The organism is Belnapia arida, assembly GCF_016773205.1.
In the GTDB taxonomy this organism is placed as follows: Bacteria; Pseudomonadota; Alphaproteobacteria; order Acetobacterales; family Acetobacteraceae; genus Belnapia; species Belnapia arida.
This window is the reverse complement of sequence record NZ_JAETWB010000021.1, coordinates 38180-58455: the sequence shown is the minus strand read 5'-3', so window position 1 is coordinate 58455 and position 20276 is coordinate 38180. Positions and strand designations below refer to the sequence as shown.

Genomic DNA, 20276 nt, shown 5'->3' with positions numbered 1-20276 from the left:
CGCTGCTGAAGCGAAGCGGAGCGAACCGTCGGGTCGCTGACGCGTTTCATTCCCGTAATGTCGCAGCAAGCGTCACGCCGTTGGGAGGAACGATGGTCGGGCGTCGGGCAAAGCGTTGGTTGCTGTGGTTGGGCACGCCGTTGCTGGCAGTGGCCTTGCTGGTCGTGTCCTGGTCATGGGACTGGTTCATCCCCTTGGTCGAGGCCAGGGCGAGTGCAGCGGTTGGGCGCCCGGTGCACATTGAACACCTCCGTGTAAAGCTGGGCCACGTGTCCACTGTGACTGCGGAAGGGTTGCGTATCGGCAACCCGTCCGGCTTTCCAGACGACCCGCCTTTCGCGGAGGTCCGCCGTGCCACGGTACAGGTAGACGTTGGCGCCTTTCTGCGTTCGCGCGAGATAGTAATACCGTCCGTTGAGCTGGACCGGCCGGTGGTCCATGTGATTGGCCGTGACGACGGCAGCCGCAACTACGAATTCGACTTTGCCGCCCCCGTAGGTGAGGGCGCCGAAGCGAGCAAGGCGCCCGGGCCGCGCCTCGGTGCACTCCGCATCAATGACGGCAAAGCGCGGGTCGCCATCGCATGGCTACGCTCGGACTTCGAGGTGGACGTGAAGACGCAGGACCGGGACGGGCAGGACCCCGCCTTGGTCGCTGAAGCCCGCGGCACCTACGCCGGCCAGTCGATCGAGGCGCAGATGACCGGCGGGGCCATTCTGAACCTCCGCGACGGCAGGGAGCCCTGGCCGATCGACCTACGCCTGCGCAACGGCGACACCACCTTCGCTTTGCAGGGTACGGTGCGCGAGCCGCTGAAGCTGCGTGGCGCTGACCTGCGGGTGGAGTTTGCCGGAAAAGACATGGCGGACCTGATCCCGCTCACCGGCGTGCCCTTCCCGAAAACCCCACCGTTCAGGCTCGAAGGCAAGGCGGACTACGCGGAAGGCCGGGTGCGGCTGTTCGACGCGGAAGGGAAGGTTGGGCGCAGCGACATCGGCGGCAGCCTCAGCGTTTCCACTGCTGGCAGCCGGCCGGATGTCACCGCCGACCTGCGCTCGCGCAGCGTGGACCTCGCGGATCTCGGCGGCCTGATCGGCACCCAGCCCGGGCGTGCCAACACGCCGGGACAAACGCCTCACCAGCGCGCTGCCCAGGCCCGCGCGGAAGCGAACCCGAAGCTGCTCCCGAACACACCCGTCAACATGCCGCGTCTGACTGCGGCAAACGTGCACCTCCGCTACAGGGCGGAGCGCATCCAAGGGCAGGGCATGCCCTTCGATAGCTTGAGCGCGGAAACCGACATCGTGGACGGCGTGGTTTCGCTCCATCCGGTGTCTTTCGGCATCGGGCAGGGGCGGTTGACAGCCAACGGCACGCTGACGCCCCAGGAGGGCGGCGGCCTGCGTGCCAAGATCGAGGTGGAACTGCGCCGCGCCGACCTGTCGCGCTTGCTTGGCACCACCGGCGCGGGCGGGGCCGGCACTCTAGGCGGGGTCGCCCGCTTAGAGGGCAGTGGCAAGTCCTTGTCCGAAATTCTCGGACGTGGCAACGGCGAGGCCACAGTGGTCACGGTGGGCGGCAACATCAGCTCGCTCCTGGTGGACCTGTCCGGCCTGCAGTTCGGCAATGCTCTCCTGTCCGCGCTCGGCATTCCGGCCAGGGAAAGCATCGAATGCCTGATCGGGGACTTCGCCCTGCAACGCGGGACGCTACGGCATCGCACTCTCCTGCTCGACACCGATGCTCATGTGGTGACAGGCGCCGGCACGCTCGACCTCGGACGGGAGCAGCTTGACCTCCGGCTGCGCACTGACCCCAAGCAGCCCACTGTCGCGTCCTTGCCAACGCCAATCCGCATCGGCGGGACTTTGAAGAACCCGGCCATACAGCCGGAACTGGGGGAAGCAGCGGCGCGGGCAGGCGCGGCCGTGGGGCTCGGCTTGCTGTTTCCGCCGTTAGCCTTGCTGCCGACGATCCAGCTCGGCGTGGGCGAGAACGGCCAATGCGAAAGATTGCAAGCAGCGGGCGAGCGGCGGCGCCAGCCGGCGCAGGCGCCGGAAGGCGCCAGGCTGCGCTAGGCTTCGGGTCACGGAGATCATTTCAATTTCGAAAGAAAAGAGCCTCCGACAGGTTGGCCTTTGGGGCCTCCTATGTGGCTCCCTAGCGGTTCTGCACCGCATCCTGGACCTGCTGACCGGCGGCGTACCGTTGGCGCATAATCTGCAGGACCGAGAGCTATATGGCGTCATTGGACGATGTGTTCGAAACAGTACGCTAAGCGCCGGGATTCTAATCGCCGGTTTGCGGACAGGCCTCCAGCAGTTCCTGGACCCGCCGTACCAGAGTGTCGAGATCAAAGGGTTTGTCGATGACCTCAATGCCGGGCGGCAGCGTTGTGCCCGCGTAGCCGGTGATGAACAACACGGGCAGCCCAGGCCGCTGCTCGCGCACCGCCTCAGCCACCTGCCGCCCATTCATCCCGCGTCGAGCCAGAGATAGGGCCAGTCGCCCTCGATCGGGCGGCCGAGGAGATCCTGCACCCGGCCATCGACCTCGGCACACAGGCGGCTCACCTGGCTCTGGATGACGCCCTCTATGCCCAAGGCCTGGACCAGCTCGTCCACCGAGCGAGTGGAGATGCCTTGCACATAGGCCTCCTGGATCACCGCCGTCGGCGCCCGCTCCGCCAGCCGCCGCGGCTCCAGGAAGGCTGGGAAATAGGAGCCGCGCCGCAGCTTCGGAATGCGCAGCTCCACCGTGCCAACCCGGGTCTGCCAGTCGCGCTCGCAGTAGCCGTTGCCCTGGTTCACCCGCTCGGCGCTGCGCTCGCCGTGGCCGGCGCCGCAGGTCCCCTCAGCATCCAGCTCCATCAGTCGATGGTCCGCAAAGCCGATCATCTCCCGCAGGAACGTGGCATCAGAGCCCTTCTCCAACAGCTCCCGAAGAGCAATCCCCTCGTCGGTCATCGTGGCGTCCTTGGGTCAAAAGTTGCGTGTCGCAACACAACCCTACGGAGGACTATTGCGATGGCCGCCTCCGTTACGGCGACGACCTCCTACACCATGCCCAGGGACGCGACCTCGTCGCGTTCCGCACACGAGAGCTCATTGCGCATAAAGCCTGCCATCATGGCTCACTTGGTGCGACAGCTTCACCGGTGCCCACCCAACCAGAACAATCCAACTGCCAAGAACCTGTTAGCAGTGGCTAGCCCGGTGCAAGGCTACGGTTCGGCAACTTTCAAACATGGCGCTCGTTGCCACGGACACAAACCCTCACGCTTGGCTGTTTTTCGTCAGATGTGGAGCAAACAATGAGCGGAACCGACGATCTAGGCGGACTGCGCGACACGGCCCCGGCCGCTTCCCCACCCACTGGCTCGACTTCAGCCGAAACCGACGTCGCATCTGCACCCGCCTCCCAACCGCCTACGAGTGGCAGCGAAGCAGCAGACGTGCCTGTAGGAGGAGCGGCGCCACCAGGTGTCGCGGAGGTTGCGCCGGAGACGCAGGTCCCGCAATCGAGAGGCAAAACCAAAGGCATTGCGGACATCGTCTTCTTGATTGATGTCAGCGGCAGCATGGAACCATGCATCGACGCTCTTCGCACAAATATCGAAGCTTTCGCCGAATCACTCAGCCGCGGCGATGCGAACAACGCGGCACCCGTTAAAGATTGGCGCGCCAAGATCGTCGGATACCGAGATCTCGATAGCGCTGGGAGTGAGGGAATTCCGTGGATTGTAGACAATCCGTTTGTGCGGGACGTTACAGAAATAAAGGCACAACTCGCGGTTTTGCGCGCTATGGGGGGGGCCGATGAGCCGGAGTCGCTGCTGGATGCGCTGTATAAGGTCGCAACCATGGAAGCGGTACCGAAGGGATCGCAGACTGTAGACCCGAACAAGTGGCGCTACAGGAGTGACGCGGCCCGGGTGGTCGTTGTCTTCACCGACGCGTCGTTCAAGGAGACGATGGGTATTCCGGAGGCAAAAGGTGGGTCGCTCCAGGATGTCGCCAACGTCGTTATGGCGAACCGCATCATCCTCAGTCTTTTTGCGCCGAATTTCGAGGGATATGACCGGCTCAGCCAGATCGATAAATCTGAATGGGAGGCGGTGGAATACGAGGGGCTGAGCCCGCAGGCAGCATTGCAAAAATTCACCTCCGAACCCACCAACTTTCGCAACACGCTGAAGCAATTAGCCGCCAGTGTGTCGCGGTCGGCCGAAACTGTCGCGCTCTGACAGCGGCTGGAAGATGAGCGCGGAACATGGCTAAGAAGCTCAAAGCGGGCGACGTCATCCGCGGATACCGGATTGCCAAGGTGTTTGGCCCTGGGATGATGGCGATCTCGTACGCCGCGTTGTCGCCGAGTGGTGCCAAGGTCTTCTTCAAGCAATACAAATCCCCGGCGCCTACGGTGGTATGGTACAAAGATTTTGTTGCTTACCAGAGAGAGCTGTCGGCGCGGGTTGGCAGCGGCAGGGTTGGCAACTTCGCCGTTCGCCAAGTGGATGCCTTTGAGGAGGCTTGGGGAGGGCGCTGCTACTTTCAGGCCTATGAGTTCGTCGAGAACGGCGCTGACCTGCAACAGGTCCTTGACGCGGAGCACGAGCAGCATCGTCAAACCAAGGTGGCGCCGACGCGAGATACCGTCGTCTGGGCGCGGCACGTCACTTGGGCGAAGGTGCTGGTATCAGGCATCGCGGCGCTGCACGAGGCTGGCATTGTGCATGCCGACCTTAAACCAGCAAACGCCTATCTCGTCGAGGATCGGACAATCGGTTCGGGCTACCAGCTCAAGTTGATTGACATGGATTTCTCGTTACTGGCAGACCAGCGTGCGCCGTGGCACGGATATCAGGGCTATGTCGGGACGGACAACTACCGATCTCCGGAGCACCTAGTCCGTGGTGGCGTTCCGACTAAAGCGTCTGATGTTTTCACCTGCGGGCTGATTCTTCATGAGCTCCTGGCCGGGCAACATCCCTACTGGTCCGAAGACCAAGCCGAGTATGCTAGGCAAGTTCAGGCTTATGCGGCAGGACCGCCGGCGTTGGCAGGGTTGATGCCCGCGCCGGCGGATAATGCTGAGGTCAGCCAGGCGTTGCATCGTTGTCTATCGCCTGACGCGGCGGCCCGACCATCGGCGGCAGAGTTGCGCTCAGTGCTGAGCGGCCTCGGCAAATCAGCCTCTGTGCCGAAAATGCCTCCGACTGCGGCGGGTGTACCCCGCCCGCCCCTGGTGGCAGGGGCTCTGGTGCTGCAGACGCCGGACGGCAGATCGTTGCGCCTGGGCGTGCGGACGGAGCTTGGCAAGGCGCTAATGCGGCAGTTTGGGCAGGATGCTGAGTTCTGGGATCATCGACAGTGCGTGGTCGAGCGCAACGCTGACGGTCGTTGGATCCTCATCCCGGTCAGCCCAACTACCAACGAAACACTCATCAACGGCCGCGCCTTAACGAACGCGAGCACCCTTAGCTCCGGAGACCAGATCGCCGTAGGCCGCGAGGCGAAGGGGATCGCCAAGCTGCCGTTGACGGTACGAGCGGGCTAATGAGCGATAATCCAGAAAATCCAAGCAAGCCCGGATCGGATGACACAGCTCCGGCCCCGTTCGTCGATTGTGTAACGGCGCCAGTTGGCGAGGTCGCGCCACTTATCGGGGAGGCACTCCCCGCTCCTAAACCAATCGCAACTCCGCCCGTAAGGGATATACGTGACCTCGACTGGAAAACCATTCGCAACACGGTGGACCCTGCCGGGATCCGCGCGCGGATGCACCACACGGTCGAGGCCATGGAAGCGCTGCTCGACCGTGTCGGCGGGGCGGGCCTCCTATTCGATGTGGACAGGGCAGCGGCGGAGGATCGCGCGATCCAGGTCAGACACCGCGCAACCTCAGCGCCGCTATGGATCATCGGCGATCTTCATGGCGACCTGCTCGCGCTGGAGACGGCCCTGGCCGTGATTGATAAGGAAAGCGCGGGTCCTGACAGGCCACAGCTGGTCTTCCTCGGTGACCTCTTCGACGACGAGGGCTATGGCCTCGAAATCCTGCTGCGCGTCTTCGAGCTCGCCCTGCGGTCACCCGGCGATGTTTGTGTCATCGCAGGCAACCACGACGAGGCGCTGTCCTACGACGGTGCCTATTTCGCCTCTAGCGTCGTGCCCGCCGACTTCGCGGAGTTTCTTAACGCGAACTTGGCGCATGAGTGGATTAGCCGCGCGGGCAAGCTGGCGGTGCGCTTCTTCCGGCAGGCACCGCGGGCACTGTTCTTCCTGGACGGGCTGCTTGTCGCCCATGGCGGGTTCCCGCTGAGTGACCTGCACGCAAAGCTGCAGGAGACCGGCGACTGGAACGAGCCCGCCTGCCTTTCGGATTTCGTCTGGACACGTTGCCATCCGACCGCGCGCCGCAAAATTCCGAACCGTTTCTCTCGCGGCAGTCAGTTCGGCCATCAAGACTTTGCCGCCTTCTGCGATCTTGGCGTCCGGCTTGGCCGGCCGGTCACTCACATGGTGCGCGGCCACGACCATGTCGAAGACCGCTACGCCGTCCCTCCCGCCTATGCTCTGCATCCTGTTCTGACGACGGTGGCGTTGTCACGGCGTCTGCCGCGGGAGGCCTTCGGGCCCTACCGACGGGTGCCGACGCTAGCACGCTATGTCGAAGGCGCCCTGCCGCAGGTGTACCGGATGCACATCCCAGACAGTCTGATCGACGAATTTTATCCGGACCCGATGGAGCAGGAGATGCGGGCCGCCGTGGAGGCGCCTAAATGAGCGGCGTTATCCTGAGATGCCCGAATTGCGGGACCACACAGGCTGGCACTGGCGAATGCGAGGCCTGCCACGGAGCGCAGGTTGCCTATTACTGCACCAACCACAGCCCGGGCCGTTGGCTGAAAGTACCGACTTGCGCCCATTGTGGAGCCCGGTTCGGCGAAGCCGCCTCCAATACCAGGACGCCGGCGTCCACCCAGCCGCCCCCAGTAACGCCCAAGCGGCAACCGGCACGTGGGTCAGATACGTCGACTCCATGGATCCGGAGCGCCCCTAGCCGGCGGTCCCCAGGATCGGTGCCGCCTTCGATGGCTACATCGTCGTCGGTCCCAATCCACGAGGATTCCGGAGCCGTCGAGCGAGAGGCAATGTCGCGGCGGCTACGCAACATCCTCATACGAGGACCGTCCGGCCGCGATCCCGAGATACGGCGACCCGAGACGCTCGACCCCCTACTGCCCCGAAGCGCGGCGGCCGGCTTGGTCAGACGGCTGGTGATGCTGATCTTCTTCTTCTTTGCCGCGATGTTCCTACTGTCGCTGTTAGCCGGAGGACCGCTGCTGCAGATCTTGTTCAACATCCTGCTGAACTCCTGAGCCCCACCGCCGCAGCCATCTCACCAGCGAAGAGGTAACCGAAAACTGCGCATCTGCTCCTGGGTTGGCCATTTCGTCCCTTGTTGAGACGGGCCATCGCCTAGCGTGCGGGTCTGGCTGGCTGCGGGTGCCACCGGCATGCAGCATGGATTTGATGGGTTGGCCCAGCAGGTGCCAAAGGCGCTCAGGCGGGATCCGTTCAGCAGGTAGGTGTTCGTGTTACGCGATCGCTGCGGCGATTTGTTAAGGCGTTGTGGTGAGACAGTTAGGGCTTGGTGCCCCGCGCCAACAGGTTAAAGCGGGCACTGGCGCGGCTCGTGCATCGCAAACTTCCAGCAAAGAATTACCCGTGTCACCATCCGCCTAACCCATGCTCGACGAGGCCGCGCTGCTGCAGCAGCCGCTCGCGGTGCGGGAGGCTTGGCTTATTGGGTCCTAACCTGATGGGTTGGATGCGCTCTGCTCCGCGGCATCGAGGTGCCATAGCGTGGTTGGTATTGAGCTCCACCACGAGGGAGAGGAGGCACCCATGGAGGAGATTAGGACGATCGGCTTCGACCTGGCCAAGAGCGTCATCCAAGTGCATAGGGTCAATGCGACAGGCGAGGTGGTGGTACGGCAGCAAGCTGCACCGGTTAGCGCTGTTGGACTTTTCGCGACCCTGCCGCCCGCGCTCGTCGGCATGAAGGCCTGTGGGGGAGCGCACCATTGGGCCCGCGACTACCTGAACAACAGAGCTGAAAACTCGCATCGGCCAACGCGATGGCGAGAGAGGCAGGTGCAGCGTTTCAGTCGCGGAGCAGGCACAGCGGTTCCTCTCGTCCCCACACATGATCTACGGCCATTTCCGACCGCGGCGGCACCTCATGACCGCCGGGCAGTACCGCCGTGCCCGCGACAAGACACTCCGGGTCTGGCGCGAGGAGACCTGCGTCTAAATCGCAGTGTGATCCTGCACGCCATCATGCTGCACAATCCAGCGCGACCCTTGCTTCAACAACTTGCCAACGCCCCTGCGACGAGTGACCTACGAGATCGACATCCCTCACAGCCTGATGCTGCTGCGCGATCATCCCCGGCTTGGCACCTATTCGACCGGGCCGGGCTGGGCCGCCCATTTCGGGGTCTTTGACGCGGCGGCTGCCTCAAAGATCTATCTGCACGAGCGGCACTACCACGCCATCCAAGCCGCTTGCGAGAAGTACTGGCCCAAGATTGCCCCGATAGTTCGCTCCTCTCTGGCCGCACCATCTCAGTCCTTTCGACGGATGGGACACCGCGTGCCAAAATCCCGCCATGCAACGTCCCAGTCTTGCCCGCGTTTCATTTGCCTACGCCGTACACAAACGGCGAAGGGAGAGCATCATGCGTCCACTCTATATGGCTGCGGTTCTTGCCGCGTTGGCGACGCCGGTTCTGGCGCAGACCAATACGGACGGATCGACCAACCGCCTTCCAGGGGCCAATCAGCCTGGGACACTGCCCGAGCCGGGCGGTGGCGTCTCCGCGGGTCCAGGGGCACCCACTCCGGCAACCCAGTTGGAGCGACGGCCGACCACGGCACCGCCCGGCGCGGGATCGTCGAATGATCGTGGGACAACCGCCAACACCGGCACCGCGACGGTCGCTCCTGGCGCCGCCCCTGGTACGGGCGTGACCACGGCCGTGCCCGGGACGACCTCTGGCACCACGGGGACGACTGCGGATCGGCTGAACGCAACCACGATCCAGCCCACCACACCGGGTACGGCAGCCACAGGTGCGGTGCCGCCTGCCAATACCGGCTCCTCGCAAGTCGAGCCCAGCGGTCAGGTTGGCCGCGGTGCGCCCGCACCTGGGACGGCTTATCCCTCGGCGACGGGCTCCAGCACGGGTGGGAGCAATCTCAACTCGCAGGGCGGTATCCGTCCTGGCGCCACTCCGGGCGGTGAGGGCACGGGTGGCAACACCGGAGGCGCGGCTGGCGGCGGCTAACGCTCTCGCCACGATCTACTGAGAAGGGGGGCTCCGGCTCCCCTTTTTGGTGGGGCGGAGCGGAGCGACAGCCACGCGATCAGGAAGACCAGCGGCAGCGCCGGGACGTTGGAGCCCAGCGCCGCGCCGAGGCCGAGGTCGGGCCAGCTGAAGGCCACGCTGGCCAGCTGTTTTTTCGGATGATAGGTCCGAAACGTGGCCCTGAGGTGCGAGAGAACCACCCGGCTCCCACTTGCTTGGGTAAAGGCGAGTATGGCGCCGAGGAAGGCGCCAAGACGTCTTACGCTCACGGTGAGGCCGCCTCTGCCGTTGTGGCCCCTCCATGTTTGGCCGCCTGTATTCCAACAGGCTCCACTACAGCGGATACCACGACACCTTGAACCGTACGCGACGCGAGGCGCGGTAAGACGCATGGAACCGATCTGGTTCAGGTCGCGTTTGCGATCCGACTTCTCGGAAGTCACGGTCGATTGCAAGCCCGCCCTCTCCTGCAGGAGGGCGGGCTTTCTTTTGCCCTCTCGATCACCTGCGGTAACGCTCGCGCATCGCAGGTGAGCCGGCGCGCCAAGGCAGCCGAATACGCTCAAGGTTGGATCTATGCAGACTACCGGATGACCGTCTTCTCGGCCAGCGAGGAGAAGATCGCGGAAGGCGCGCTCCTGCACGGTAAGCTGTACTTCGACATGCCCGAGGCACTGGAGGCGGCAGGGGGCAAAGTGTCCACCAACCCGGTCGACTTCGCGCCCTATGTGGTCGTCGATCGCGAGCTGATCACCGGTCAGAACCCAAGCTCGGATCATCAGCTCGCCGCCCAAATGGTCGAGGCGCTCGACCGTCCGCTCGCCGATGCCGCAACGCCCTGAGGCGGCACGCAGGCTACGAGCGCGAATGTTCGGCTTCTGTTTTAGTTTGAGAGGATTAACCGCACGCCGAGGGCGGCCATGACCACTCCGAATACGGCGTCGATGCCTCGGCGAACGCGGCGGAAGAGACGCGCGACGTAGCCGGCTGAGAGCACCCAGGCGAGTGCGCAGTGCCAGAGCATGGAAAGCAAGACAGCGCCCGCCACCGCCGCGGCCGCCAGACCGGCGGTGATATCAGGACCGAGGAAAAGACTTGAGAGGGATACCCAGAACACGCCGGCTTTGGGATTGAGTAGCATCAGGCTGAAACCTCGCCAGAAGCTGGTACCGTCTGTGGAAGTGGCCTGGGCCACTTCGGCGCGGGCAGGGTTGCGGATAGCAGTCCAAAGAGCGGAGAGGCCGAGGAAGAGGAGAAAAGCTCCACCGCCGATTTTCAAGGCAGTGGCGAGAGAGGGATGTTGGGCGGCAAGCGCCGAAACGCCAAAGACTGCCGCGCAGGCCCAGGCTGCTTCGCCAGCTGCGAGCCCTATCGCCGTGCGAAGGGCGCGGCGGCGACCTTCGCGCAGGGCTGTGCCGGCGACGAGGGCGAAGCTCGGGCCTGGACTGATGAGAGCGAGGAAGAAAGCTGCCCAGAAGGTGGCAAGGAGTGTGAGGTTCGACATGCTGAAAGCTACCTTGGACCAAGCACAGTTGCTATTACCTCGACGCGAGAGGATCCACGCTGGCATTGCCAACTTGACAGCTCCTGGCTTTGCCGAGGAGCACGGGCCAGGATGGCGGGATGACGCCCGAGCCCGCGACCTTCCCCGGCTATCGCTTCCCGGCTTCGATCATCAGCTACGCCGTCTGGCTGTATCACGTCTTCGGCCTGAGCCTGCGCGAGGTGGAGTTGCTCTTGGCCGAGCGGGGCATTGTCGTCACCCACGAGAGCATGTGGCAATGGTGCCGCAAGTTCGGCGCCGGCTTTGTTCGCAAGCTCCGCCGGCGCCGACCCAAGTCGGGCGACACCTGGCACCTCGGTGAGGTGTTCCTAAAGATTGGCGGCGAGCTGCACTATCTCTGGCGCGCGGTCGACCAGCACGGCGTCGTGCTCGACATCCTGGTGCAGGGCCGCCGGAATGCTACGGCTGCAAAGCGCTTCTTCAAGCGCTTGCTCGTCGGCCTTAAGTACAGGCCGCGGCGCCTCGTCACCGATGGCCCCCACAGCTACGGTGTCGCGCACCGCGAGGTCATGCCCGAGGTCAAGCACTGGACCAGCCGGTATCTAAACAACTGTGCTGAGAACTCGCACCGGCCGACGCGTCGGCGAGAGCGGAAGATGCAGCGCTTCAAGTCACCGGCGCAGGCGCAGCGCTTCCTGTCATCTCACGCCATGATCTACGGCCATTTCCGTCCACGTCGACATCTAATGACCGCTGGTGAGTATCGGCATGCTCGTGCCCAGGCCTTCCAGCTGTGGCGGGAGGAGACGCGCGTCCAAGCGGCAGCGTGATGTCGCGCGACGGATCGCCGCACGGCTCCACGCCTAATGCCGTCCAACAAGTTGGCGATACCCGCGCCAGCACTGCGCTCGCTATTCTGCAAGTGGTGTAGCCGGAACCGGCCAGCATTTCGCGTCGTCAGGTTTGGCGTGAGCGCTGACAAAACCCGGTGTCGCAAGACGCGCGGGTTCGAATCCCTCCACCCCCGGCGCAGGGGGCAGGTACCGGGGCCGGATCGCCGCGGCCCGCCTCCGTCGGCGCCGCCGCTCCCGCCAGCGAAACACCCGTGCCGGTGGTCGCGGCGGCGGCGGTCCCCGTGCAGGCGCTGCCCTACCTGCTGGTCGTGCTACTGCTGGCCGGGCTCACCCTGCCGCCGGGCTGGGCCGGTCTCCAGCCGATCGATGCCCTCCTGCTGCTGGTCGCCTGGGGCGTCTACCTCGCCCGCGCCCTGCTGCGCCCGCGCCGGGCGGCGGAGCCCGGGCCCGCCGCCGAGCTCCCGGTCAGCCGGGCGGCGCTCCTCGGGGTGCCGGCGATCGGGCTCGGCGCCCTGGCCAGCGTCGTGGCCGCGCAGCGGCTGGGCCAGGCCTTCGGCGCCTCGGACCTGGTGGTCGGCCTCTTCGTCATCGGCCTGCTCTGCGCCCTGCCGGAGAGCTTCGCCGCCTGGCACCTCGCGCGCGAGGGCAAGACCACCACCGCGGTCTCCACCGCCATGGCCGACGGCATCGTCTCGCTCACCGTGGCGATGGTCGCGCCGGCCCTGGCCGGTGCCACGGTCGGCGACGTCCCGCTCTACCTCGCCAACCTCGCCAACCTCGCCTTCCTCGGCTTCGTGCTCGTGAGCTACATCGCCCTCAACCACCTCCGCTGGGGCCAGGAACTCAGCCTCGGCCGGGTCTCGATCTTCGTGGGCGGCTATGCCGTCTACCTCGTGGCGGTCGCCTATCTGCTGGCGCGGTAGCTCCGCGAGCCTCGGCAGCCCTGGCGCTGCCGGGTAAGACCACCAGCAGCACGGCGGTGTTGCGAGCTTGGTGGTGGCGGGCGCTTGGGGCCGGCATCCCTGATGATGTAGCCCTCGGCCGGGGCCTGCTGGCCGTCCGGGCCCGGGGGGCAGTGCGCCATGCGGTGCCCCGAGGGCGAGCCGTGGAAGTGGGTGCCGCGGCAGAACGGACACTCGACCCAGAATTGGGTGCGAAACCGGAAGGCGTCCACTTCACGCGGTTTGGGCAACGGATCGAACTCTTGCGGGGATTGGAGCAGCGGATCCTACCGCGGCCGGGCCGCCGCGCCTTGGCCGCTGCTGCCCGAAACTGCGGTGCCGGCTATGACCTGATAAGCGGGGGAAGCCCCAGCGTGCATGCCATTTCAGACACAACCGGGGCGTAGTGGTATGGCCCCGGCGGCGGGCACATGCTGTCCAGGCGGCGGACAGGGAAGGGGACCGATCGCAGGCGCGCGGCCCCCCGGTTTTCGTCCTGCGTGCGGGCTCTGCCCGCCGCACCTTTCTGCGCTAAAGAGGCGGGCCGCCCATCGGCTTGGGGGTCTCCGGGCGGCCCTTTGGGCTGCATGGCAGCGGGGGGTAGCCATGCAGCAACCTCCGACTGCATGGCATCGAGGCAGATGCCATACGGTCAGGTAATGTCACGACCGTGATGCTGTTCCACCCTCTGAAAATTCTCGGTAACGGCAGCGCCGGATCACCTGCGATAAGCGGCACTTATCGCAACATAGACCTGCCACAACTAGAAGGGAGGCAGGACGCACAAAGCGAGCGACTGGGCGACGATCAATGGTAGCCTACCTTCAATGCGAGCGTGGGGTCAGGCAATGGGAATATTTGGGAACGTTCTGACACCCACCAGGCACCCGATTCAGGCTGGCGTTATGGCCGTAAGTGTCCTGCTGCTTTTCGGCAATGCTGCCCGGCCTGTTGCAGCCCAGGATCGTCCGGTCTTCCCGCCCAGCCGGGACGTGGCCGTCACCTACCGGGTGGAGCGGGACAGCCAACATTTGCGCATCCGCTTGGCTTGGTCGTCCGTGCTGCGAGCCCTTCGGGCCGAAGCTGAGCCTGGTGAACCGGCATCTATCGGCGGCATACCATTGCCACCAGGAAGCCGAGTGATCATCAACCAGGCGGCAGGCCGTGCCTTCGCCGTCCAGGACAGTACCGGGCTAACGCTCGACCTGCCGCAACTGGCAAGCCGAGCCGAGGAATCTGAGCGTGAGCTGTTGTCCGCTCAGGCTCGGCGTGAGGGTGTTGATCGAGTGGCGGGCCTGCCTTGTACGGTCTGGCGCCTGCTGCCGAGATCGGCTCCACCGAAGCGGCGACCGATACGCGTTTGCGTCACAAGCGATGGCGTGCCGCTGCGCGCCCAAGAAGAAGGCTCAAGGAACACGGCAGAAGCGGTCAGTGTCCGCTATGGGCTTCAGGATCAAGCCTTGTTCCGCCGGCCGCAGGATGGCTTGGGCGGAGAGGCGGGCCGGGCACTGGGTCGGGTGCTTGGCAACTTCTTGCAGGGCGGCCAGACTGGCAGCAGTCGGTGATTCGCGCTGCCTAGCTGATGGTCGGCAGCTTGGTCCTGCTAGCCTTCAGCACCTGGATTGCGCTGCACACTGCGCCATGTCTGCAGAACTTCGTTAGGGACGTCGACGCAGCGACCGAGATCAGGTTGTCGGCGAGCCCTCGCCTAGGCATTGCCAACTTGTTTGCTCAACAGCCGCGCTGGGACGCATTGCGTGACGACATGCGTCGTCACACCGCCGTCCGAGCGCAGGTCTCCTGCTGCCACACCCCGAAAGCCTCAGCGCGGGCATGCCGGTACCGGGCTGCGGTCATGAGGTGCCGCCGCAGGCGGACAAGTGCTGGAGGAAGCCTTGGCGCGGTTCAGGCGGTTGAGGATCTTCAATACCGATCAGGGCAGCCAGTTCACCTCACCGCGCTCACCGCCGATATCACCTTGGCCGATGTCATCCCGACGGCCGATCGGATGATCGCCGGCTGAGCCCCGCCCACCTCACAGTTCCAGACGAGAGCAACACCATGTCCGCACAGACGCAATTCGCTATCAGCCGCTTTCCCGTGCCGACGCTGGAGGAGATGCCGGCGGACATCCGTGAGCGGCTGCTCGCGGTGCAGGAGAAGGCCGGCTTCATCCCTAACGTCTTCCTCGTGCTGGCGCACCGGCCCGACGAGTTCCGAGCCTTCATGGCCTACCACGACGCCCTGATGGATAAACCTGGCGTCCTCACCAAGGCCGAGCGCGAGATGATCGTGGTGGCGACGAGCAATGCGAACCAGTGCCAGTACTGCGTCGTCGCGCATGGCGCGATCCTCCGGATCCGGGCGAAGAACCCGCTGATCGCCGACCAGATCGCCATCAACTACCGCAAAGCGGACATCACGCCGCGGCAGAAAGCCATGCTGGACTTCGCGATGAAGGTCGCCTTTGAGGCCTATGCAGTGGGCGACGACGACCTCGCCACCCTCGCGGAGCACGGCTTCCATAAGGAGGACACCTGGGATATCGCGGCCATCGCCGCTTTCTTCGGCATGTCGAACCGTATGGCGAATGTCACCAGCATGCGGCCCAACGATGAGTTCTACACGATGGGCAGATAGGACGGGGCCGCACCACCACTTGATCACGTCAGTGCGTCGCCGAGCCACCGGAAACCGGCTCTGCGTCTTGAGCCGGTGCTTGGCCAGCAGAGTCCGCTCAGGGTCAGATGCAGCTGTAGCGCTGCTGGGCAGACGCGAGCAGCGGGCAGTGGAGCTAACCTGCCCCCAACGGGGATTATCGCAGGTTACGATCTGCTTCCCTTATAGTGTTCGGGTTTGAGTTCCGAGACTTGGCCGGACAAAGGCTTAATCAGCTAGCCACCTGCTTCGCCTGCAGGATGGACGTAGTGAAGAGATGGGCAGCGTTCACGCGCCAGCGCGGATCCTCCCGCAACCTCGCCATGAAGCTGCGATGCCCATCTTGGCTACGACCAACCAAGCAGCCCGCACCGATGCCGCCCACCCGCTCACGCGGCGCGTCGTGGCCGCCATGCTGGTCGATGAGGAAGATGCCCCGCTCCGGCGGGTCACCCTTGCGCCGGAAGTTCCTGTCAGCATCCCGCGTCACCAGCAGCGGCAGAGCCTGAATGAGAGCCTCCTGCTCCAGCTCCGTGCCGATGGCCGTGCGGCCTATGACCCAAGCGCGATGCTGGCCCGCCGCAAGGCGCGGCGCGCCTTCGGGCTCGGCAGGCGTTTCCACCGCTGCGCGGCCCGAGGCGGTCGTCGCGTGCCAAGCGCCCACGATTTCCGGGCGCCCTCCGGATGCGATGCGCAGCAGCACCCGCAGATCGTCAAAGGCGTCACGCCGGCGCAGCACCTCACACCCCTGCTCGTCCACGCCTTCAACATAGACGATGTTGACGCAGTCGGGATGGCGACATAGCCAATGGCTATGCCGGATAGAGGCTGCAACTATCCGCCCCGCCAGGCTGTCATCAGGCTGCAATGGCAGCACGGGATCCTGTTGTAGCAGAGCAGCAGCGACGGGTGGCGCCAGCGCGCTGTTGAAAGGCAGGCGGACTGCGCGACAGAAGGCGCCGAGCGCCCATTGCGAGGCGGGGTCGAGGAGGCCGTCTGCCGGCGGGTCTAGCAGCCCGTGATGCGCAAGCCGTGCTTGCATCTCCGCCACCAAACCGGGCCGGCGCACCAAGCGCGCAACCTCGAGTGTCTCCGACGCTTGTGCGAAGGCGCCCAACTGCTCCATCCACATTCCTTATCTCCGCCCCCGCAGCGTCGTTAACGCGCCGACGTCCCGGGCAAACAAGCGGGACGCTTTCGCGTCGCAGCAATGAACCGGACGGCTACAGGTGATACGCCTGCTGGCAGTCGGGCCAGGAGTCTGTCTCGGCTACATCTACCAGGCTTGCCTCGCGCTACCCGCCACTTTCCGTGTCGTCTGGCGATGCATCACCCTCAGCCCTAGCCACATCGATGGCGGCCTCAGGAAGAAGCTCTCGACGGCGATCCAGGTAATCGCCGAGACGGATATTCAGACAATCTTCGTTCAGCATAAAGGATCAACACCTGCTTCCTGCGAAGGTGCGATTCCTTTCCGCCAGCGGGATTGGTGCGGAGAACGGCTTGGCGAAGCGCCTCACGCTGACGGTGAGCCACGGGCTGCAGCGCGTCGTCAAAGTTGCGCACCGAATGCCAGAGCGCCGTTCCGTCAAGCGGTATCCATAGACGCAGGCTTGTCGGTGGTAACTGCTTCACCAAGTAGGATTGAGACCCGAACCCTGGGAGAACTTCCTTGCCGCGAGTCCGTCTGAAGCCGCTCTCGCGGCAAACCATCGTCGTGACAGGTGCGACCTCGGGCATCGGTCTGGCCACCGTGCGCATGGCCACCGAGCGCGGTGCCGCGGTGGTGCTGGTCGCCCGCAACGAGGACGCGCTGCAGCGGTTGGCAGAGGAGATCCGGGGCCGCGGCGGCCGGGCTGAGTATCAGGTGGCCGACGTCGCCGACCCGGCACAGGTGGACGCAGTTGCGGCCAAGGCCGTCGAGGCCTTCGGCAGTTTCGACTCCTGGGTCAACGACGCCGGCGCCTTCATCTACGGTCGGATGGAGGACGTCTCCCTCGCCGACCAGCGGCGCCTGTTCGACGTGACCTACTGGGGTGTGGTCCACGGCACCCTCGCCGCTGCGCGCCATCTCCGGCACCAGGGCGGAGCAATCATCAACGTCGGCAGCGTGCTGGGTGACCGTGCCATAGCGCTGCAGGGCCCCTACTGTGCGGCAAAGGGTGCGGTGAAGAACGCTACCGACGCGTTCCGGATGGAGTTCGAGGGTGAAGGGCTGCCGATCTCGGTTACGCTGATCAAACCCGGGCCGATAGATACACCCTTCATGGAGCATGCCCGCAACGCCATGGGCACACAGGGCACTCGGAATCCGCCCCCGGCCTACCATCCTCGGGTCGCCGCACGCGCCATTCTGCACGCCTGCGAGACGCCAGTGCGCGATCTCTACGTCGGGACCGCGGGCTGGCTGACCAGCCTTGGCGGCGCGCTCGCACCCCGGCTGACCGACTATGCCATGGAGGTGCTCGCCAAGCCGACGCAGACGAGTGAGGACCCCGGGCGGGCGGAGCGGCGCGACAACCTGTACGAGCCGAAGGAGGATCTCTCCGAACGCAGCAGCCTCGCCGGACCGGCCCCACGTGGCAGGAGCCTGCTGCTGGACGCGCAGATAAATCCCGGCAAGGCGGCGGCGCTGGTGGCCGGGCTCATGGCGGCGGCGCTGGGTGCGGTCTTGGCTGGCGCAGGGACCAACACCTCTCGCCTCCGGTACCACCGCCGCAGGTAACAGCTGCCAGGAGAGTGCTCCCTGGCGCGCGTCCCCTGGCGGCGTCTTTTGGCCGATGGCGGTTAGGTGCTTGGCGACATGCCGCGGCTATGGGTGGGGCGAGGTCGGCCAGGTGGTCGGCTTACGGTCTCTGGCATAGCCGGTAGGGCCCCGCCGGCCACCGCGGTAGGCACACAGCGTCCCGCGTGGAAGGGACTGCCGGGCAAAGGCTTCGGCCGGCTAGGCGATCGCGAGTGTGGAGGAGGCTTGGGATCGCCGGTTCGGTTATCTCCCGGATGACAGCAACTTCGGGGACGCAGGCGAGGGAAAAGGGCAGGCCGGTGGAACACGCGAGAAGGGGGGTTTATCGCATGTGTGAATGGCCCTGCGGGTCAAGACACGTCTACAACTCTGGCACTGAGAGCACGGGTACGGTCATGTGTACGGCCTCAGTATGCGGCCGGTCTGGCCGCGAGCCCTGATGAGCTGCGCGGAACGAGGGGCAATCAGGTGAGCGCGCTCGGGTGGCGCATTGCGATAAACGGCCTGTCTCGTCACCGGCTCACCGGTCTCTCGCTGTCATCGTCGCTTCAGCACCTTGGCCCCCGCCGGGCGCGGCGCCCGGCGAGCTCGGACGCGACCGCCTAGGCGGTCGCGGTTGTGGTGTAGGTCCCTCCCCGGGCCAGCAAGGCCTAGGCGATGCGGGCCATCTTGTTGGCCAGCGCCACAGCCGCGACCTTGAAGGGCCGCCGCGCCAGCAGGCGCGTGGCCCAATCCGCTGCCTCCGGGCTGCGCCGGGCATAGCGCAGGCGGCTCGTAGCACCGAGCACCAGCAGCCGGCGCAACATGGCGTTGCCCTGCCGGGAGATCCGCCCCAGGCGCTCCTTGCCACCGCTCGAGTGCGGCTTCGGGGTCAGGCCTAGCGAGGCAGCAAAGTGCCGCGCCGAGGCAAAGCCATGCGGATCGGGCACCATCGCGGCCAGGGCTGTCGCGCCAATCACCCCAATGCCGGGGATGCCCGCCAGCCGCCGAGCCGTCTGGTCCTCACGCGCATGGCGGACCATGCGGCGGTCGAGCCGTTCAATGCGCTCCTCCAGGGCTTCAATCTGGGTCACCAGCTCGCATAGCGCCTGGCGTGCCAGATCAGGCAGCCGGGCATCGTCGCCATCGCGGACTACCTCGATCAGCTCGGAAACCTTGCGCCCCTGCGCCGCCACGATGCCGTACTCGGCAAGATGGGAGCGCAGCGCGTTGACGGTCTGGGTGCGCTGGCGCACCAGCATGTCGCGGACCTTGAGCTCCACCAGGCTCGCCTGCTGCGCCTCAATCTTGGCCGGCACAAAGCGCATGGTCGGACGTGTTACCGCCTCGCAAATCGCCTCGGCGTCGGCCGCGTCTGTCTTGCCGCGCTTGAAATAGGGCTTCACGTAGGCCGGTGGCATGAGCCGGACCGTATGGCCGAGGCGGGTGAGCTCGCGCGCCCAGTAGTGCGCTCCGCTACAGGCCTCCATGCCAATCAACGCCGGCGGCAGGCCGCGAAGAATTCCAGCAGGGCTGACCGGCGGAGCTTGCGCCGCACTACCACCCCGCCTGCTGCATTGACCCCATGCACCTGGAAAACGCTCTTGGCCAAGTCGAGCCCGATTGTCTTAACCTTTTCCATGGATGCCTCCTCTCCCTCGTGGTCAGGCTCAGCACCAACCACACTATGGCACCTCGATGCCGCGGAGCAGGGGGCATCCTTCCCATCAGGTGAAGGAAAAATCAGAAGTAAACGGGGACAAGTGGAGGTACTCAATAGCAGCCTGCCTCGCGGACCTTCACGTAGGTGGCGTCGAGCCAGAGGTAGGGCCATTCGCCCTCGATGGGGCGGGCGAGGAGGTCGCGGGCGCGTTCATCGATCTCAGCGCAGAGGGGCGACACCTAGCTCTTGGAGACGCCCCCCAGGCCCACGGCCCGCATCAAGTCGTCCATGGACCTCCCCGCAGATGGTGGACACCGCTGCTAAGCTCGAGAGGAGCGAGGTGTTCTGATGTCCAGCAAGACGAGGCGGAACTTCACGGACGAGTTCAAGGCGGAGACGGTGGCGCTGTTGGAGAGCAGCGATCGGCCATTGTGGCAGCTGTCGCAGGAACTCGGCATTGAGCAGTCAGTCCTGCGGACCTAGCGCTACCTGGGCACTGTTGTGGTTGATGGGCGTTGTCTGAACTGGGCTGAGAAGGCTTGGTTTAGGGAG

The 20276-nt window shown here is 65.1% G+C and carries 13 protein-coding genes and 3 pseudogenes; 10 read left to right on the top strand and 6 right to left on the bottom strand.

Annotated elements, in window-relative coordinates; all coding sequences use genetic code 11:
* Positions 1–92 precede the first annotated feature (92 nt).
* A complete protein-coding gene (locus JMJ56_RS24205) occupies positions 93–2078 on the top strand; it encodes an AsmA family protein (protein ID WP_202834337.1) in 1986 nt (661 codons plus the stop codon).
* Between the two features lie 211 nt (positions 2079–2289).
* On the opposite strand, the gene JMJ56_RS24200 is transcribed toward JMJ56_RS24205, so the two are convergent.
* Both JMJ56_RS24200 and JMJ56_RS24195 read right to left on the bottom strand, forming a co-directional pair.
* Positions 2290–2463 (bottom strand): response regulator, encoded by a 174-nt coding sequence (locus JMJ56_RS24200; protein ID WP_202834336.1) that lies wholly within the window; start codon positions 2461–2463, stop codon positions 2290–2292.
* A 17-nt stretch (positions 2464–2480) separates the two neighbouring features.
* Positions 2481–2966 (bottom strand): annotated as a pseudogene (locus JMJ56_RS24195) (transposase); the annotation flags it as partial.
* Between the two features lie 347 nt (positions 2967–3313).
* Between JMJ56_RS24195 and JMJ56_RS24190 the strand changes: the two are divergent.
* The 4 genes from JMJ56_RS24190 to JMJ56_RS24175 all read left to right on the top strand — a co-directional run bounded on the left by JMJ56_RS24190 (position 3314) and on the right by JMJ56_RS24175 (position 10221).
* Positions 3314–4246: a vWA domain-containing protein gene (locus JMJ56_RS24190; protein WP_202834335.1), complete on the top strand. Its 933-nt coding sequence runs from the start codon at positions 3314–3316 to the stop codon at positions 4244–4246.
* Positions 4247–4272: 26 nt separating this feature from the next.
* Positions 4273–5559, top strand: a complete 1287-nt coding sequence (locus tag JMJ56_RS24185; protein WP_202834334.1) for a protein kinase domain-containing protein — start codon at positions 4273–4275, stop codon at positions 5557–5559.
* Between the two features lie 221 nt (positions 5560–5780).
* Positions 5781–6788 carry a metallophosphoesterase gene (locus JMJ56_RS24180; RefSeq protein WP_202834333.1) on the top strand — a complete coding sequence of 336 codons (1008 nt, stop codon included), beginning with the start codon at positions 5781–5783 and terminating at the stop codon, positions 6786–6788.
* A 3040-nt stretch (positions 6789–9828) separates the two neighbouring features.
* Entirely contained in the window at positions 9829–10221 is a 393-nt protein-coding gene (locus tag JMJ56_RS24175; protein ID WP_202834332.1) for a type 1 glutamine amidotransferase family protein, read from the top strand.
* Positions 10222–10262: 41 nt separating this feature from the next.
* Here the strand turns inward: JMJ56_RS24175 and JMJ56_RS24170 are convergent, their stop codons facing one another.
* Positions 10263–10883 (bottom strand): LysE family translocator, encoded by a 621-nt coding sequence (locus tag JMJ56_RS24170; RefSeq protein WP_202834331.1) that lies wholly within the window; start codon positions 10881–10883, stop codon positions 10263–10265.
* 119 nt (positions 10884–11002) lie between these two features.
* Here JMJ56_RS24170 and JMJ56_RS24165 point away from each other — a divergent pair, with 119 nt between their 5' ends.
* The 3 genes from JMJ56_RS24165 (at position 11003) to JMJ56_RS24150 (ending at position 15318) form a co-directional block, all read left to right on the top strand.
* The gene (locus JMJ56_RS24165; RefSeq protein WP_202834330.1) at positions 11003–11713 is read left to right on the top strand and encodes an IS6 family transposase; all 711 of its coding nucleotides are present in this window, start codon (positions 11003–11005) and stop codon (positions 11711–11713) included.
* A gap of 275 nt (positions 11714–11988) precedes the next feature.
* On the top strand, positions 11989–12660 hold the full coding sequence (locus tag JMJ56_RS24160; RefSeq protein ID WP_202834329.1) for a hypothetical protein: 672 nt from the start codon (positions 11989–11991) through the stop codon (positions 12658–12660).
* Positions 12661–14778: 2118 nt separating this feature from the next.
* Positions 14779–15318 (top strand): peroxidase-related enzyme, encoded by a 540-nt coding sequence (locus JMJ56_RS24150; RefSeq protein WP_328702462.1) that lies wholly within the window; start codon positions 14779–14781, stop codon positions 15316–15318.
* A 250-nt stretch (positions 15319–15568) separates the two neighbouring features.
* Here JMJ56_RS24150 and JMJ56_RS24145 read toward each other — a convergent pair whose 3' ends face one another.
* Positions 15569–16213 carry a hypothetical protein gene (locus JMJ56_RS24145; RefSeq protein WP_202834326.1) on the bottom strand — a complete coding sequence of 215 codons (645 nt, stop codon included), beginning with the start codon at positions 16211–16213 and terminating at the stop codon, positions 15569–15571.
* A 795-nt stretch (positions 16214–17008) separates the two neighbouring features.
* Between JMJ56_RS24145 and JMJ56_RS24140 the strand changes: the two genes are divergently transcribed.
* Positions 17009–18061 carry an SDR family oxidoreductase gene (locus tag JMJ56_RS24140; RefSeq protein ID WP_202834325.1) on the top strand — a complete coding sequence of 351 codons (1053 nt, stop codon included), beginning with the start codon at positions 17009–17011 and terminating at the stop codon, positions 18059–18061.
* A 671-nt stretch (positions 18062–18732) separates the two neighbouring features.
* Here JMJ56_RS24140 and JMJ56_RS24135 read toward each other — a convergent pair.
* Positions 18733–19703, bottom strand: a pseudogene (locus JMJ56_RS24135) (IS110 family RNA-guided transposase).
* 140 nt (positions 19704–19843) lie between these two features.
* Positions 19844–20020, bottom strand: a pseudogene (locus JMJ56_RS24130) (transposase); the annotation flags it as partial.
* Positions 20021–20072: 52 nt separating this feature from the next.
* Between JMJ56_RS24130 and JMJ56_RS34110 the strand changes: the two are divergent.
* Entirely contained in the window at positions 20073–20207 is a 135-nt protein-coding gene (locus JMJ56_RS34110) for a hypothetical protein (RefSeq protein ID WP_407927941.1), read from the top strand.
* Positions 20208–20276: the final 69 nt, after the last annotated feature.

Bases quoted from the DNA above. Each gene is read 5' to 3' on its own strand.
- JMJ56_RS24205 (WP_202834337.1), top strand. From the start codon at position 93: ATGGTCGGGCGTCGGGCAAAGCGTTGGTTGCTGTGGTTGGGCACGCCG.
- JMJ56_RS24190 (WP_202834335.1), top strand. From the start codon at position 3,314: ATGAGCGGAACCGACGATCTAGGCGGACTGCGCGACACGGCCCCGGCC.
- JMJ56_RS24185 (WP_202834334.1), top strand. From the start codon at position 4,273: ATGGCTAAGAAGCTCAAAGCGGGCGACGTCATCCGCGGATACCGGATT.
- JMJ56_RS24180 (WP_202834333.1), top strand. From the start codon at position 5,781: ATGCACCACACGGTCGAGGCCATGGAAGCGCTGCTCGACCGTGTCGGC.
- JMJ56_RS24170 (WP_202834331.1), bottom strand. From the start codon at position 10,883: ATGTCGAACCTCACACTCCTTGCCACCTTCTGGGCAGCTTTCTTCCTC.
- JMJ56_RS24165 (WP_202834330.1), top strand. From the start codon at position 11,003: ATGACGCCCGAGCCCGCGACCTTCCCCGGCTATCGCTTCCCGGCTTCG.
- JMJ56_RS34110 (WP_407927941.1), top strand. From the start codon at position 20,073: ATGTCCAGCAAGACGAGGCGGAACTTCACGGACGAGTTCAAGGCGGAG.